The organism is Heliomicrobium undosum, assembly GCF_009877425.1.
Classification (GTDB): Bacteria; Bacillota; Desulfitobacteriia; order Heliobacteriales; family Heliobacteriaceae; genus Heliomicrobium; species Heliomicrobium undosum.
The window spans coordinates 248,406-263,949 of the sequence record NZ_WXEY01000004.1 but is presented as its reverse complement, the minus strand read 5'-3'; the positions used below and the strand labels follow the sequence as shown (position 1 = coordinate 263,949).

Here is a 15,544-nt window from a genome sequence, read left to right as displayed (position 1 = left end):
GTCGTCGTCGTTCATTTGGGCCGTTCTACCGTTCTCTTACCACTCTCTCCATTTGGGACCGGCGCCAAACCTCTCTCTAGCAGGACAGCAGGATGTGGCGCAGCCAGGTGTCACAGCGTTCAGGGTAATCGACGCGGTAGTGGCCGCCGCGGCTCTCATTGCGCAGCAATGCCGCCCGGGCGGTCAGACGGCCCAACAGATGCATGTTGGCCGCTTCCATGGCCCGCGTCACCGTCCCCCGAACCGCCTCCCGCTCATCGATGCTGCCGAGATCGGCCAAAGCCTCGGTCAGACTCTCTGCCGAACGCCAGAGTCCGACTTTTTCCCACATGATCTGCTGCACCGAGTAGGCCACCCTGTCAGCGGCCCGAGGGTTCTCCCCATCGGGCAGCCGGTCAAAGAGGGACTGTTTCCCCCAAGGCCCGTGATCGATTTCCCGCTGGGGCGATGATTCGAGCCAGCGCAGACCGCCCTCGATGATACGCGCGCCGAAGACCAAGCCTTCCAGCAAAGAGTTCGAAGCGAGTCGGTTAGCGCCGTGGACGCCGTTGCAGGCGGCCTCTCCACAGACATAGAGGCGGGGGATGTCCGTCCCCCCCCAGAGATCGGTGCGCACGCCGCCCATCAGGTAATGGGCCGCCGGCGCGACGGGGATCGGCGCTTCGGGAACAGCGATGCCATAGCTGCGGCAGGTGCGGAAGATCCAAGGAAAGCGGCCGGAAAACTCCTCCTCGCTCATGTGGGACACATCGAGAAAGACCGAGGGAGCGCCCGTTTCGGCCATCTCCTTCCAGATGGCGAGAGCGACCACATCGCGCGGCGCCAGTTCAGCCAACTCGTGGTAGCGGGGCATAAACCGCTCGCCCTGGCTGTTGCGCAGCTTTCCCCCTTCTCCGCGTACCGCTTCGGAGATCAAAAAGGGCGGTCGGCCTTCCAAGGTGAGGGCGGTGGGGTGAAACTGGACGAATTCCAGATCCATGACCGATGCGCCTGCCCGGAAGGCGGCGGCGATACCGTCGCCGGTCGTCACCTCGGGGTTCGTCGAGAGCTTGTACAACTGCCCGTTGCCGCCTGTGGCCAGGACGGTGAGCTTGGCCCGGTGGATATGTAAGCCCAGGTCGGCGTTCCAAACGAGCAACCCGGCGCAGTGGCCCGCCTTGTCGCGCAGCACATCGATCACTTGGGTGTTTTCGAAGAGTTCGATCTGCTCATGTTGCCGGCACTGTTCCCAGAGGCTGCGGCGGATCTCCTCGCCGGTGGCGTCGCCGCTGGCATGGAGGATGCGGCGGCGCGAGTGGGCGCCCTCCCGGGTCAAGGCCAGTTCGCCTTCGATCGTATCGAACTGGGTGCCCATCCGGATCAGTTCTTCGACGCGGGTCGGTCCCTCGCTGACGAGCACCTCGACAGCCGTCACGTCATTGAGGCCGGCGCCGGCCTTGAGGGTGTCCTGCAGGTGCAGCGACGGCGAATCGCCACGGTCCAGGGCGGCGGCGATCCCACCCTGGGCTTGTCCTGTGTTGGAGTCCTCCACCTTGCGTTTGGTCAGCAGGGACACCCGCCCGTAGGCCACCGCTTGCAGCGCCGTATACAGGCCGGCGATGCCGCTGCCGACGATCAAAAAGTCCGTTTCCCGTTCAGGCAGTTGGTCTGGCTCGAAAGGCACAAGGTAACGCCGGAACACTACACAGGCCCCCTTACGATGGAAAAACAGCCGCCGGCATCGCGCCGGCAGCTGCCTTTTGCATGTCTTTTCCTATTGCGTCAGACGATGGCCAGCATGCGCTCCAGGCTCTGCAACGCCTTCTCCCGGATGACGGGATCGACGGTGATGCGCGGCCGCATCTCTTGGAGCGACCAGACCACTTTTTCCAGGCTGGTCGACTTCATGTTGGGGCAGATCAGGGTCCGGGCGGCCAGGTGAAAGTCCTTCTCGGGCGCTTGTTTGCGCAGCGGGTGCAGTACACCCTCTTCGGTGGCGATGATGAAGGATTTTCGCGACGATTCGAGGGCGTAGCGGATCAACCCGGTCGTGGAGGCCACAAAATCGGCTTTGGCCACCACTTCAGGCTGGCATTCGGGATGTACGAGCACCTCGGCGTCGGGATGGGCGGCCTTGGCCCGCTCGATATCGTCGACGCTAAGGCGATCATGGGTGTTGCAGTAGCCTTCCCAGAGGTGCATCTCGCGCCCTGTCTGCTTCGTGATCCAGTCGCCGAGGTTGCGGTCCGGCACGAAGAGGATCGGCCGGTCTTCAGGCAGGGCGGAGACCACCTTAAGGGCGTTGGCCGAGGTGCAACAGATATCGCATTCCGCCTTGACGGCGGCCGATGTGTTCACATAGGCGACCACCTGGACGCCGGGGATCTCGGCCTTGCGCTTGCGCAGCGCGTCAGCGGTGACCATATCGGCCATGGGGCAGCCGGCGTTCTCCTCCGGCAACAGGACGATCTTGTCCGGCGAGAGGATGGCGGCGCTTTCGGCCATAAAGTGAACGCCGCAGAAGACGATCACGTCGGCGTCGGTCTTGGCGGCCTGCTGGGCCAACTGCAAGGAGTCGCCGACAAAATCGGCCACATCCTGCACCTCGGGGCGCTGGTAGACGTGGGCGAGAATAACGGCATTCCGCTCTTTTTTCAGTTTCGCGACGGTGTCGGACATCGCCGCGACCGTCTCCGGATCCATCGCGCGAGGACTCAAGGGACTACCCCTTTCGGTTCTCCGGTCTGTCAACCAGACAGGCAAAGGTATGCTTTATTCTAGCCCAGAGGACTTTTCATTGTCAACCAAGTGACATGTATACAATCGCTAGGGTTCAGGTTCAGACAAACCGTTCGCCTACGCTTCCTTGGTCGGCGCCGTCTCTCCGGCCTTCTCCCGGCGGGCGTCGGCGATGATACGGTTCTGGTCGTCTAAAAAGATCACCGTCGGGCGGTGCTTGCGCGCTTCCTCGTCGGAGTAGATGCCGTAGGTGATCAGGATGACCTTGTCGCCCGGCTGGACGAGGCGGGCGGCGGCGCCGTTGAGGCAGATCACGCCGGAACCGCGCGGGCCGGGGATCACATAGGTCTCGAAACGGGCGCCGTTGTTATTATTCACGACCTGGATCTTTTCATTCTCCAAGACATCGGCGGCGTCCATCAGGTCCTCATCGATGGTGATGGACCCCACATAGTTGAGGTTGGCCTCCGTGACAGTGGCCCGGTGGATTTTCGATTTATGCATGATCCGGTTCATTTGTTACACCTCCACAACCATGTTGTCGATGAGCCGCGTTTTGCCGATGCGCACAGCCAGGGCGATGAGACAATCGCCCGCCAGGGTATCGACAGGCTGGATAAACCGGTTGTCCACGATAGAGACATAGTCGATCGCGGCCAGCGGCTCCGCTGTGATCGTCTCGGTGATGGTCTGGCGCAGCCGCGCTGCGTCCCGCTCACCGCTTTCGACGAGGTCCCGGGCGCGCGCCAGCGCCTTCGAGAGGACCAGGGCGGCCTGTCGCTCCTCCGGCGACAGGTAGACGTTGCGGGAGGACATGGCCAGGCCGTCCGCCTCGCGGACGATGGGAACGCCGACGACGGAGACAGGAAGGTTCAGGTCTTCTGTCATCCGGCGGATGATGGCCAACTGCTGGGCATCCTTCTGACCGAAGTAGGCCACGTCAGGGCGGACGATGTTGAAGAGTTTGCAGACAACGGTGGTAACACCCCGGAAATGACCCGGCCGGGAGGCGCCGCAGAGGCCTTCGGTCAGGCGCTCCACGTCGACGAAGGTGTGGTAGCCCTTGGGATACATCTCCCGCACAGCGGGGGCGAAGAGCACGTCAACGCCTGCCGACTCGGCCAGCCGGCTGTCCCGTGTCAGATCGCGAGGGTACTCCTCATAGTCTTCCCCGGCGCCGAACTGCAAGGGGTTGACGAAGATGCTGACGACGACGCGGTCACAGGCCTCGCGCGCCCGCCGCATCAAGGTAAGGTGTCCTTCGTGCAGGTAGCCCATGGTGGGCACAAAACCGACGGTGCGGCCCTCCCGGACCTGTTCTTTTGACCAGGCGGTCATCTCGCGGATGCTCTCGATCAGACGCATAAAAAAATAAATACCTCCTCCCCGCCACGAATGCCCGTCCGGACACGGTGCGGGAAGAAGGTCCTGGTTTATCCAAAACAATCCAGACCTATTCCGTTTACCCAGCGCCGTCTCGGTCCCCGGGGGCTCCAAGCGGTTTCAAGCGGTGTTTTCGTTCATTGTCAGTCAACCGTTCCCGGGCGCGCGATCAGTGCGGAAGGGTACCGCTTCCCTCAGGGGGAATACAGTCCCTCCGGACAAACCCGGAGGTGGACAACTTATATTGTAATGGAGCCCTTCGGGACATGCAATACCACATCTGCACTGCAGGGCAGTTGTTCCAAAAGTTGCCTTGTCATCTCTCCGCCGGGATGGCGGTGTTCAGGGGCGATCTCGGCCAATGGGACAAGCACGAAGCCCCGTTCGGCCATAAAAGGATGGGGAACCGTCAAATTCTCCTCTTCAATCACGGCGTCGTCATAGAGGAGCAGGTCGAGGTCGATCAGTCGAGGTCCCCATTTCATGAGGCGCACCCGCCCCATGGCCTGTTCTGTCTCTAACAACAGCGCCAGGAGTTCCTGTGGCGACAACCAGGAGAGCAGAGCGGCAACGCCGTTGAGAAAATCATCCTGGTCGACGACACCAACCGGTTTTGTGGCGTACCAGGAGGAGTGGTCGATGACAGCCACGCCGGGCGTTCGCTGGAGCCGGCGCAAGGCCTCGGTCAGGTTCGCCGTCCGGTCGCCCATGTTGCTGCCCAATCCGATGAAACAGCGGGCCGGCGCCGGCCGGTTCAACTCAACCGCCATGGACTGAAAGAGGCCCGGCACCGGCGCTTTCGGTTTCTCGACACGAACCTTCAGGCCCTGGACGGCGGGAAAATCTCGGTAGACGGCGACGACGACGGCCTCGGCGACCGCCTCGATCGTCGCCTTGGGCGTTCCCTCCAGGATCGCGCGCACCCGGTTGTAGACCTCGCCGTAGTGGACTGAGTCTTCCACGGCGTCGCTCTTGCCGGCCTGGCGCAGGTCGACCTCCAGTTCCAGATCCACCGTAAAGGGCTGCCCCAACACCTGCTCCTCCGGCAAGGCGCCATGGTAGCCGTAAAAGGACATGCCCTTAAGCAGGATGCGGTCCATCTGACCCATCCGACCTATCCGACCCATCGTCGTTCACCTACCCTTTCATTGATCTATCGACCTTTCGATGACGTATCTGTCATCGACGGACCATGGCGTCGGCCATGCGGGCTGCCCGCACGTTGGCCCGCACGTCATGGACCCGGATGATGTCAACCCCCTTAGCGATGCCGAGAGCAGTCGTGGCTAAGGTCCCCTCGACTCGGTCATGGGGCGGCAGATCAAGGGTGCGGGCGATGAGGGACTTGCGCGACGTGCCGAGCAGGATCCTTTTGCCGAGCACCCGCAGTTCCCCGAGCCGGTTCATCACATCGAGGTTCTGATCGTAGGTTTTGCCGAAGCCGATGCCTGGATCGACGATGATCGCCTCCGGCGGGATCCCCGCTGTTTCGGCAATATGAACGCTCTCTTCCAAGAAGGCGACGATCTCGCCCATCAAATCGACATAGTCTGTATCGCGGCGGTTGTGCATCACCACAACGGGCGCACCGTATTCGGCGGCGACGGCGGCCATGTCCGGGTCAAACTGCAAACCCCAGATGTCGTTGATGATGTGGGCGCCCGCTTCCAGCGCCTGCCGCGCCGTCGCCGCTTTGTAGGTGTCGACGGAGACGGGCACAGGGCAGTTCGGGATGATCTCGCGCAAAAAGGGCATCAGCCGTTCCATCTCTTCTTCCGCTGTCAGCGCCATGGCGCCGGGTCGCGTCGATTCAGCGCCCACATCGATGATATCGGCTCCTTCCGCCACCATCGCCTCCATCCGCCGCAGGGCGTCGCGAATCTCCGGGTAGGAACCGCCGTCGGAAAAGCTATCGGGCGTCAGGTTGAGGATGCCCATGACCAGGGTCCTTTCACCGACGACTAGCCTTTTTCCCCGGCAGTCGAGGCGATGGGGATCCTGTCTGTCGTATCGCCGAAGGGCGCCCTCGATCCGGTCAGCGAGCCCCTTTAGTCCGAAGGGCTGCATGCGCAGCTTGCGACAGAGGTCGCGGTATTGCCGTTCCGTGCCCATGAGGATGCAGTCTGTCTCCTCGACGGTCAGGACACAGGTTTGCCGCCGGACGGCGCAGTCGCCGCCACGGGCGAGCAACTCCTGCTTGAGCAGGTTGGCTGCCTTGGCCGGAACGCCGTTGACACGGAGGATGCGATGAACCCCTTTTTCGGCCATGATGGCCGTGCCGGCGGGATCGCAGCCGATGCTGTCGATCAGCCGCCACAGGTCTTCCCTGTCGTGGACTTCAATGATCTGTACCGTCTTGATGGCGACTCCTCCCCCTAGTATTCTAGACGCTCCTGCTTGAGCCGCCAGCGGCAGTCCGACTTGCCGCCACAGCGGCAGCAGAGTCGCGAATGGACATCGGCCTGGGCCAAAATGCTGCCCAGGAAGCTGTCACTGCGGTTTTTCCCTTTTTTGCGGTGGTTGACGATGGCCTCGGCGATGACGTCGATCTCGCTCTGGCTGTAGCCGCATTCGCCGAGCACACCCAGGCAGAGGCGCGCCCCCACTTCGGCGTGGTCCTCGCCGTCTTCATACTGTTTCCACTTGCCCATGTCGTGCAGGAGCGCGGCCCCGTAGACGACCTCCTTGGCCGCTTGCCCCCGTTCGGGATGGCCGATAGCGCGGGCAAAGGCGTCAAAGGCCGCTGGTTTCTCCAGGGCGAGGATATAGGCGATGCGGGCCACATCCAGCAGGTGGGTCATGTCATGGCGGCAGAAGCGCCGGCTCGCTTCTTTTTCCTCATTGCGAGAAAGGCAGTCGATGAAGCGTGGATGATCGAGGATTTGTTGCACGCGTTCCAGCAGAGTTCCCTCCAGAACGTTTTATCCGGTGAACGTGAACCGGCGGAAAGCAAGCATCCCCGGATGTTCCCCGGGGATGAGCGGTGTGCGCATCGGAAAATCGTACGCTTTTTTGGAAATAACCTCACAGGCTTAGAAGAGGCCCACGATCCGCCCGTTTTCGTCGATGTCGATGGAACAGGCCGCTGGACGCTTCGGAAGCCCCGGCATGGTCATGATCGCGCCGGTGATGACGACGAGGAAGCCGGCCCCTGCCGAGAGGCGCACCTCGCGGACGGTGACCGTGAAGCCTTCCGGCCGGCCGATCTTGGTCATGTCGTCGGAAAGGGAGTACTGGGTCTTTGCCATGCAGACCGGCAGAGCGCCATAGCCCAGGTCGGTAAAGGTTTTGATGTGTTTCTCCGCCTCCGCCGTGTAGGCCACGGCGTCGCCGCCGTAGACCTCGCGGACGATAGCGGCGATCTTTTCCTTGATCGGCAGGCCGCTGTCGTAGAGGACGCTGAAGTGGGAGGGTTTCGTCTCGATGGCCGCGACGACTTTTTCGGCTAGTTCGCGGCCGCCCTCACCGCCCTTGGCCCACACCTCAGACAAGGCCACATCGATGCCCATCTCGCGGCAGCGTTCGTAGACATAATCCAATTCCGCCTTGGTGTCGGTCGGGAAGGCGTTGATGGCCACAACAGCCGGCACGCCGAATTTGGCGACGTTTTCGATATGTTTCTCCAGGTTGCCGAAGCCCTTGGCGAGGGCCTCCAGGTTCTCCCGGTTCAAGTCGGCTTTGGCGACGCCGCCGTGGGACTTGAGCGCCCGGACGGTGGCGACGATGACGGTGCAGTCCGGCTTCAGACCGGCGAAGCGGCACTTGAGGTTGAAAAACTTCTCCGCCCCCAGGTCGGCGCCGAAACCGGCTTCGGTGACACAGTAGTCGCCCAGTTTGAGGGCCAGTTGGGTCGCCGTCACGGAGTTGCAGCCGTGGGCGATGTTCGCGAAAGGACCGCCGTGGACGAAGGCCGGCGTATGCTCCAGGGTCTGGACGAGGTTCGGCTTGATGGCGTCTTTGAGCAGGACGGCCATCGATCCCTGGGCCTCCAGATCGGCGGCGGTGACCGGCTTGCCGTCATAGGTGTAGGCGACGACGATCTTGGCGCAACGCGCCTTCAGGTCCATCAGGTCCTTGGACAGGCAGAGGATGGCCATGATCTCCGAAGCGACGGTGATGTCAAAGCCGGATTCGCGAGGGATGCCGTCGGTGCGCCCGCCCAGACCGACGATCACCTTGCGCAGCGCCCGGTCGTTCAGGTCGAGCACACGGCGGAAGACGACCTGCCGCGGATCGATGTTCAAGGGATTGCCCTGCTGAAGGCTGTTGTCCAGCATGGCCGCCAGCAGGTTGTGGGCCGATGTGATGGCATGGAAATCACCGGTGAAGTGAAGGTTAATGTCTTCCATGGGCACGATCTGGGCGTAACCACCGCCAGCAGCGCCGCCCTTGACGCCGAAACTGGGTCCCAGGGAGGGCTCCCGCAGGGCGATGACCACCTTTTTCCCGATTCGGTGCAAGGCGTCGCCAAGGCCGACCGTCGTCGTCGTCTTCCCTTCACCGGCAGGTGTCGGGTTGATGGCGGTGACGAGGATCAGTTTCCCCTCCCGGCGTTCTTTCAGCCGGTCGAAGGCTTTCAGGGAGATCTTGGCCTTGTAATTGCCGTACAGTTCCACTTCGTTTTCCGGGATGCCGAGGCTGCGCGCCACATCCATGATCGGCTGCAGCGTCGCCTCCTGCGCGATTTCAATGTCTGTCTTCAAGGGAGGCCCCTCCTACACTGTTGATCGTCCCATTTATTTTCGGCAACAGGGCTGGTTTTCCTTCCATGCGACGGTGATTGCGGCTTTGTCAGGTCGTCGGCAACGCTCAACCTTTTTTCTTTGCAGCCTGTTTGGCCAGGAAGCGTTCCGTCTGGATGACAAACCGGTGGTGAACGCCTTCGCCGATCTTTTCCGCTTCATCAAAGGCGACGACCTTGAAAACCAGCTTTTTTCCGTCCACCTCGGTCAATTCCGCCTCACAGCGCACCGTCATCCCCACCGGCGTCGCCGCCAGATGGCTGGCCGCGATATAGGTGCCCACCGTCGCCATCCCTTCCGGCAGAAGCGGGTCGACAGCAGCCAGAGCCGCTCCTTCCATCAGACCGATCATGGCTGGCGTGGCGTACACTTCGACACCGCCGGAGCCGTACTTGATCGCCGTATTGTCGGCTGTGACCTTTTCCTCTTTGAAGCCTTTGAGTCCGACTGTAATGTTATCCATAATGATGCCTCCTTACTGTAGTGTCCTTCTGTGAAGATGATTTACATTGCTCGCACGCTTATGGAGTGTCAGCGATAAAGGTACTCTCCGGAAGCATTACGCATGCTCAAGATAAGCTCCGTTAGCAATGCAACGCAAACGGTAAACCCTGGGTGTATTGGCGGAGCGAGCGGTTTGGGCGGAGCGGCGTCGAGAGCGCAGGTTGCGAAGCGGAAAAGCGCGCCATAGACATGCTGAAAAGCCCAGAGGTTTGGCGCGCCCGCGCAGCAACCAAGCGAACAGCCGCGGAGCCCTTAGCGAGCGGAGCCAATACACCCCGGTTTACCACTAAGATTCGACGGAAAGGCAAATTTTGAGAGTCTGTACACATGAATCGACAGGTATGCCTGATGGACAAGCGCCTACCGGTAAATCGCCGTCAACGCCTCCTCAAGGCGCGAATGCCGGAAACGATAGCCCGCTTCGCTGAGCCGCTTCGGCAATACGCGCTGGCCGCTTAAAAGCATCTCATCGGCCATATCACCGAAGGCCAGCCGGAGCGCAAAAGCGGGCACGGTCGCCCAGGCTCGTCCCCCCAAACGCCCCGCCAGGGCATGGCAGAGTTCCGCCATCGTCACTGGGTTGAAGCTGCAGAGGTTGTAAGCGCCGGTCATGGCTTCATCCTCGATCGCCTGATCGATCACGCCGAGCACATCGTCGCGATGGACCCAGGAGATCCACTGGCGTCCCGATCCGACCACACCGCCCAGGCCGAAGCGAAAGGGTCTGTCCATTTTCGCCAGCATCCCCCCGTCAGGACCTAAAACGACGCCCAGGCGCAACCGGATCACGCGGATCCCGAACGGGGAAGCTTCCTCCGCTGCGGCTTCCCACCGGCGACAGACATCAGCCAAAAAACCGCAGCCCGGTCCATCCTCTTCCGTGAAGATGGTCTCTTCGCCGGTTCCATAATAGCCCACCGCGGAGGCGTTGATCAACAGTCTGGGCATGTTGTCACACTGTTCGCGCCGTTTCCGGCAAGCGGACACGAGCTGGCTCGTCAGGCTCACCCGGCTATCGAGGATGCGCCTTTTCGCCGCTTCCGTCCAGCGGCTGCCGCCAATATTTTCCCCAGCCAGGTTGACGACTATTTCCACACCCTCCAAGGATTCTGCCGGAAATCGGCCATCCTGCAGCGGAAACCAGCGGATTCGCCGGTCTTTTCCCTTCCTCCGTGACAACAGAGACACTTGATGGCCGCTCTTGATCAGGTGCTCCACGAGGGCGCCGCCGACAAAACCGGTTCCTCCCGTCACCAAGATGTTCACCCTACGACCTCCTTCGGCAGGAAATGAAATAAGGAGCATCGCACAAGGCGCGGCTCCTTATCGGTATGATAGCAAGAATGATTGGTATCAGCCGGGCTTATTCCCGGTCAAGATGGCTGAAAAAATGAAAAATAGGATGATGAAAACCGGCTTTCTTTGCTTTGCGTTGAAACTCTTTGAAGGCTTCTATGGCCTCCCGCTTCGCCCGCAGTCGTTCCTTGTCGCCCTTGATGTTGATCGTGAATCCGTCTTCCGTCTCTTTGATGGAGAATTCCCAGGCGCCGAGGGTTTTTTTCTGTTCACAACCGCTCAGGTTTTGCGCCTCCACCATTGTAGCGCTCACCTCCTTCACTTCTGTCAGGGTTGCTAGAGGACATTGTGTGGTACTGCCGCTGCGGTAATCGCGCGGATATATAAAATGAAATTCACCGCTTAGAAAGGACCGTAGCGGTTCAAGGGCTGGCTGGAATCGCGGGGTTTCTGGCGAGAGGACCAGAGCAGGATCGACCCGAACAACGCGCCGATCAGGGCTGCTGCCTCCGCCTCGACAAAAAAGTGCTGTGTATAGAAGATGGTGGCGCAGATCAAGGAAGTCGAGGTCAGGATAGCAAGGACAATGCGGTTGGCCAGGCGGCTCTGGAACATGACGCCCCGCTGAATGTCGCCCAGATTGCTGACCTTCACATGCAGGTCGCCCAGATCGGCTTTTTTTAACGTCCGGTGCATCAGCGTCGGCAGGCCGATCAGCGTAGCGCCGTATCCCTTCACCCGGTTCAGCAGCATCTTGGCGAGGCCGCCATCAGTGTCGTCCATCAGCTTTTTGATGTAGGGCGCCGCCACTTCGGCGTCCATCTCCCGATCAAGACCGAAGGCGACACCGGTGACGGTGAGCACGGCTCGACCCAAGAAGATCATGTGGGCTGGGATCTGCATCGGCTGGTCATAGATGAACTCGCGGATCTCCGAACCAAGGGGACCGAGGTTCTTGGTCCGTTCCATCTCCTTCATCTGTTCCGGCGAGTGGTGCTCTAGGAAGAACTCCATCGCTCGCCGCACCAGGTTGCGGTTGGCCGTGGGACGCAGGAAGCCCAGGTTGCCCATGGCTTCCACCATCTTTTCGCTGTCTCGCTCGACAACGGAAAAGAGCAGGTTCTTCAGATTTTCTTTGGTCAGCGGGGTGATTTCCCCGACCATGCCGAAGTCAAGTACAACCAGGGTGCCGTCGGCTTTCACATAGAGGTTGCCCTGGTGCGGGTCGGCGTGGAAGAAGCCGTCATTGACGATCATGTGCAAAAAGAGGCGGATGAGGCGATGGCCCATCTCCTTGCGGTCGATGCCGTTCGCTTCGAGAAAGGCATAATCGTCCACCTTGCGCCCATCGATGAATTCCATGGTCAAGATGCGGCGGGTGGAGTACTTGCTATGGATCTTCGGTATGTACACGTTCTCAAAGACGGAAAGATTTTTGCGGAATCGTTCCGCGTGAGAGGCCTCCAACCGATAATCGAGTTCGTCGGAGAAGGTTTGCTGCATCTCCCGGTAGATGGCATCCATATCCATCTGGCTGTTTATGTCCGTAAAGACCTTGGCCAGAAGCATGGTCAACTGGATGGCTTCAAAGTCAGCCTGGATGATCTCATGGATCCGGGGCCGCAACACCTTGACGGCCACTTGTTCACCCGTCGGGAGTACGGCCCGGTGAACCTGTCCTAGGGACGCCGCCGCCAAAGGCGCCGAATCAATTTGAGAAAAGAGCGCCTCCGCCGGTTGCCCCAGGTCCTCGCGGATGGTCTTTTCGATGTGCTCATAGGGCGCTGGGGGAACGGCATCCTGCAGTTGGGAGAGTTCGCTCGTCACCTCGACGGGGAGTACGTCCACACGGGTGGCGAAGAACTGGCCCGCCTTGATCAGCAGTCCTCCCAGTTCGGTCGCCGTTTTGCAGAAGCGGGTTCCCATCCGATGGTAAAGGGATGACCACCGCTTTTCCCTTTCTTCCCTGTCCAAGCGGCCTTCCCGGCGCTTGAGCCACCAGAACTGGATGAAAAAGAGAACAAACATGCTGGTGATCCGCCAGATGCGATAGTATCGATTCATGAAGTCGCTCCTCGATTTTGCTTCTTTATACTTTTTTGCGTGCTCGAAGGATGCTGAGAACGGAGCGGATTCGTGACATCGTATGTCGTTTTGTGATAAATATCATGGTATTTAAAAGTATAAGGAACGTGCGGGATTTGTAAAGGTTTTTCTTATGGCTTAACAAATTATGATTCCGGGATATCTATATGTTATTCGGCCCGTCCCTCGCAGATTCCTGCTTGTTCCATAAACACTAACCAAGGCCATCCATTGCTCGGAGGGCTTGTAGAACGATGGTGCTTTCATGACCGCGCTCTGGTTGCACAAGAGATGCGGCACAAAGATAAAAACCGGCGCGTCGCGCCGGTCCTCGGTTTCTCGGTTGGCAGTCTTTATTACTCTGTAATCCAGCCTTGCACCGTCCGGTCCCACTCGACCAGTTCAGCGCTCTCGAAGTAGATGGACAGTTCCCGCTCGGCAGAGGCGGGAGAGTCCGATCCGTGGATGATGTTGCGGCCGATATCGACGGCATAGGCGCCGCGGATGGTCCCCGGCGCAGCCTTGGCAGGATTGGTGGCGCCCATCATCTCCCGCGAAACGGAGACAACTTCTTTCCCTTCCCAGCACATGGCCACAACAGGACCGGAGATGATGTAGTCGACAAGACCCGCGAAAAAGGGCTTGCCCACATGCTCGGCATAGTGCTTTTCGGCCATCTCCCTGGTCAGGCGGAGAAACTTCATGCCGACAAGCTTGAAGCCTTTTTTCTCAAAGCGGCTGATGATTTCCCCGACGAGACCGCGCTGAACGCCGTCAGGTTTGATCATGAGATAGGTGCGTTCCATTTCTGCTTGTACCCCTTTTTCACAAGATTCTTGATCTTCCCGTCATAATAAAACCGGGAGCTGAGGCAACGCCCCGGCCCCCGGTGTACGGGCCAGGAAACCCTTCAATTAAGGAACCGGTAAGGAAACTAAGAGACTTTTTCCAGCAGTTCGGTGAACTCAGAGGCCTCGATAGTCTCCTTGTCCATGAGCGTCTGGGCGATCAGGTGGAGCTTGCTCATGTTCTCTTCCAGGAGCTTCTTGGCCTTCTCGTAGGATTCCTCGATGATCCGGCGCGCCTCCTTGTCGATAGAGAAGGCCACCGCTTCCGAGTAATTGCGGTCGCGGGCCAGATCACGGCCGAGGAATACAGCTTCCTGCTTGTGGCCGAAGGTGAGGGGGCCCAATTCGTCGGACATGCCGAACTCGGTGATCATCTTGCGCACCAGATCGGTCGCCCGCTCCAGGTCATTCGACGCACCGGTGGAGATCTCTTTGAGGACCAAGGCTTCGGCGACGCGTCCGGCCAAGAGCATGGTCACCTGGTCGAGCAGGTGGGACTTGGTCATGTAGTGACGGTCCTCTTCCGGCAACAACAGGGTATAGCCGCCGGCCCGCCCCCGCGGGATGATGGAGATCTTGTGGACGGGGTCGGTATGTTCCAACAGTCCCCCGACAAGCGCGTGGCCTGCCTCATGATAGCTGACCAGCTTTTTCTCGAAGTCGCTGATCACGCGGGCCTTCTTCTCTGGTCCGGCGATAACCCGTTCGATGGCGTCTTCCAACTCATGCATGCTGATCCGTCTGACGCCGCGACGGGCGGCGAGCAATGCCGCTTCGTTGATCATGTTGGCCAGATCGGCGCCGGTGAAACCGGGGGTCCGGCGGGCCAACACATCGAGGTCGATCGTCTCATCAAGGGGCTTGCCTTTGGCATGGACGCCGAGGATCTCCTTGCGACCGCGGATGTCGGGCCGATCCACCACGATCTGGCGGTCGAAACGGCCGGGGCGGAGGAGCGCCGGGTCCAGGATATCAGGACGGTTCGTGGCGGCGATGATGATGATGCCTTCGTTGGCGGCAAAGCCGTCCATCTCGACGAGCAACTGGTTCAACGTCTGTTCGCGTTCATCGTGACCGCCGCCCAGGCCGGCGCCGCGTTGGCGTCCGACAGCGTCGATTTCGTCGATGAAGACGATGCAGGGAGAGTTCTTCTTGGCCTGTTCGAAGAGGTCGCGCACACGCGACGCGCCGACGCCGACGAACATCTCGACAAAGTCCGAGCCGGAGATGCTGAAGAAGGGCACACCGGCTTCGCCGGCGACGGCCCGGGCCAACAGCGTCTTGCCGGTTCCGGGAGGTCCGAAGAGCAAGACGCCTTTGGGGATCTTGGCGCCCAACTCGACAAACTTTTTCGGGTGCTTCAGGAACTCGACGACTTCCTGGAGTTCTTCCTTGACCTCGTCGGCGCCTGCCACATCCTCAAAGGTGACTTTCTTCTTGTCATCGGTGTGCAACTTGGCGCGGCTTTTGCCGAACTGCATCACCCGAGAGCCGCCGCCCTGGGTTTGCTGCATCATGAAGAAGAAGAGACCGACCAGGACCAGGATGGGAAGCAATGTCGAGAAGAGCCCCGTCCACCAGGGAGGTTCGGGCGCTCGTTCCTGGTTGAAGGGAATCTGCTTGTCAAGGGCGATGTCGGTGACGCGTTTGATATCCACCGGTCCGACAGCGGCAAACTTCGTGCCATCGGCCTTCACGCCGCTGATCTCCGTGCGATCCCGCTCGGAAACGGCGGTCAACTCCTTGACCTGATCCCTGACGAGCAACTGGTAAAACTGCGTATAACTGATCTGTTCCTTTGCCGGTTCCGGCGTCTTGGTCACCCGTAACACGGATATGGCCAAGAGGACGATGAGGATGTAGATTGCCAGGTTTTTGACGATCCGGCTCACGTGTAACCTCCTCCCACTGTCTCGATCCTGCTCGGGATAATGATCGTTCCCGTTCTGGATCAGCCAGCGAGTTTTT

General features: G+C 60.2%; 15 protein-coding genes. 1 reads left to right on the top strand and 14 read right to left on the bottom strand.

Annotation, left to right across the window (positions count from 1 at the left end):
- Positions 1-76: 76 nt before the first annotated feature.
- From nadB to folP, 6 genes are all read right to left on the bottom strand, one after another.
- Complete coding sequence (nadB, locus tag GTO91_RS06445; protein ID WP_161256583.1) at positions 77-1,681, bottom strand: L-aspartate oxidase; 1,605 nt, start codon at positions 1,679-1,681, stop codon at positions 77-79.
- 80 nt (positions 1,682-1,761) lie between these two features.
- Positions 1,762-2,658, bottom strand: coding sequence for a quinolinate synthase NadA (nadA, locus tag GTO91_RS06440; protein ID WP_207708979.1), 897 nt, complete (start codon positions 2,656-2,658; stop codon positions 1,762-1,764).
- 177 nt (positions 2,659-2,835) lie between these two features.
- Positions 2,836-3,234, bottom strand: coding sequence for an aspartate 1-decarboxylase (panD, locus tag GTO91_RS06435; protein ID WP_161256580.1), 399 nt, complete (start codon positions 3,232-3,234; stop codon positions 2,836-2,838).
- A 3-nt stretch (positions 3,235-3,237) separates the two neighbouring features.
- Entirely contained in the window at positions 3,238-4,083 is an 846-nt protein-coding gene (gene panC / locus GTO91_RS06430; RefSeq protein WP_161256577.1) for a pantoate--beta-alanine ligase, read from the bottom strand.
- A 257-nt stretch (positions 4,084-4,340) separates the two neighbouring features.
- Entirely contained in the window at positions 4,341-5,228 is an 888-nt protein-coding gene (folK, locus tag GTO91_RS06425) for a 2-amino-4-hydroxy-6-hydroxymethyldihydropteridine diphosphokinase (protein ID WP_161256574.1), read from the bottom strand.
- Positions 5,229-5,280: 52 nt separating this feature from the next.
- Positions 5,281-6,369 carry a dihydropteroate synthase gene (gene folP, locus GTO91_RS06420; RefSeq protein ID WP_161256571.1) on the bottom strand — a complete coding sequence of 363 codons (1,089 nt, stop codon included), beginning with the start codon at positions 6,367-6,369 and terminating at the stop codon, positions 5,281-5,283.
- On the opposite strand from folP, the gene GTO91_RS18360 reads away from it, so the two are divergent.
- Entirely contained in the window at positions 6,349-6,480 is a 132-nt protein-coding gene (locus tag GTO91_RS18360; protein ID WP_268894819.1) for a hypothetical protein, read from the top strand. The two genes, folP and GTO91_RS18360, sit on opposite strands and share 21 nt — an antisense overlap.
- On the opposite strand, the gene GTO91_RS06415 is transcribed toward GTO91_RS18360, so the two are convergent.
- From GTO91_RS06415 to ftsH, 8 genes are all read right to left on the bottom strand, one after another.
- The gene (locus GTO91_RS06415; protein ID WP_161256568.1) at positions 6,477-6,992 is read right to left on the bottom strand and encodes an HD domain-containing protein; all 516 of its coding nucleotides are present in this window, start codon (positions 6,990-6,992) and stop codon (positions 6,477-6,479) included. The genes GTO91_RS18360 and GTO91_RS06415 overlap by 4 nt on opposite strands.
- A 141-nt stretch (positions 6,993-7,133) precedes the next feature.
- Positions 7,134-8,804, bottom strand: a complete 1,671-nt coding sequence (locus GTO91_RS06410) for a formate--tetrahydrofolate ligase (protein ID WP_161256566.1) — start codon at positions 8,802-8,804, stop codon at positions 7,134-7,136.
- Positions 8,805-8,910: 106 nt separating this feature from the next.
- Positions 8,911-9,306, bottom strand: a complete 396-nt coding sequence (locus GTO91_RS06405; protein ID WP_161256563.1) for a thioesterase family protein — start codon at positions 9,304-9,306, stop codon at positions 8,911-8,913.
- A 401-nt stretch (positions 9,307-9,707) separates the two neighbouring features.
- A complete protein-coding gene (locus tag GTO91_RS06400) occupies positions 9,708-10,613 on the bottom strand; it encodes a TIGR01777 family oxidoreductase (RefSeq protein WP_207708978.1) in 906 nt (301 codons plus the stop codon).
- 97 nt (positions 10,614-10,710) lie between these two features.
- The gene (locus GTO91_RS06395) at positions 10,711-10,944 is read right to left on the bottom strand and encodes a hypothetical protein (protein WP_012282395.1); all 234 of its coding nucleotides are present in this window, start codon (positions 10,942-10,944) and stop codon (positions 10,711-10,713) included.
- Positions 10,945-11,045: 101 nt separating this feature from the next.
- Positions 11,046-12,707: an ABC1 kinase family protein gene (locus GTO91_RS06390; RefSeq protein WP_161256558.1), complete on the bottom strand. Its 1,662-nt coding sequence runs from the start codon at positions 12,705-12,707 to the stop codon at positions 11,046-11,048.
- A 377-nt stretch (positions 12,708-13,084) separates the two neighbouring features.
- Positions 13,085-13,534: a nucleoside-diphosphate kinase gene (gene ndk, locus GTO91_RS06385; protein WP_161256555.1), complete on the bottom strand. Its 450-nt coding sequence runs from the start codon at positions 13,532-13,534 to the stop codon at positions 13,085-13,087.
- Between the two features lie 128 nt (positions 13,535-13,662).
- Entirely contained in the window at positions 13,663-15,468 is a 1,806-nt protein-coding gene (ftsH, locus tag GTO91_RS06380) for an ATP-dependent zinc metalloprotease FtsH (RefSeq protein ID WP_161256552.1), read from the bottom strand.
- Positions 15,469-15,544: the final 76 nt, after the last annotated feature.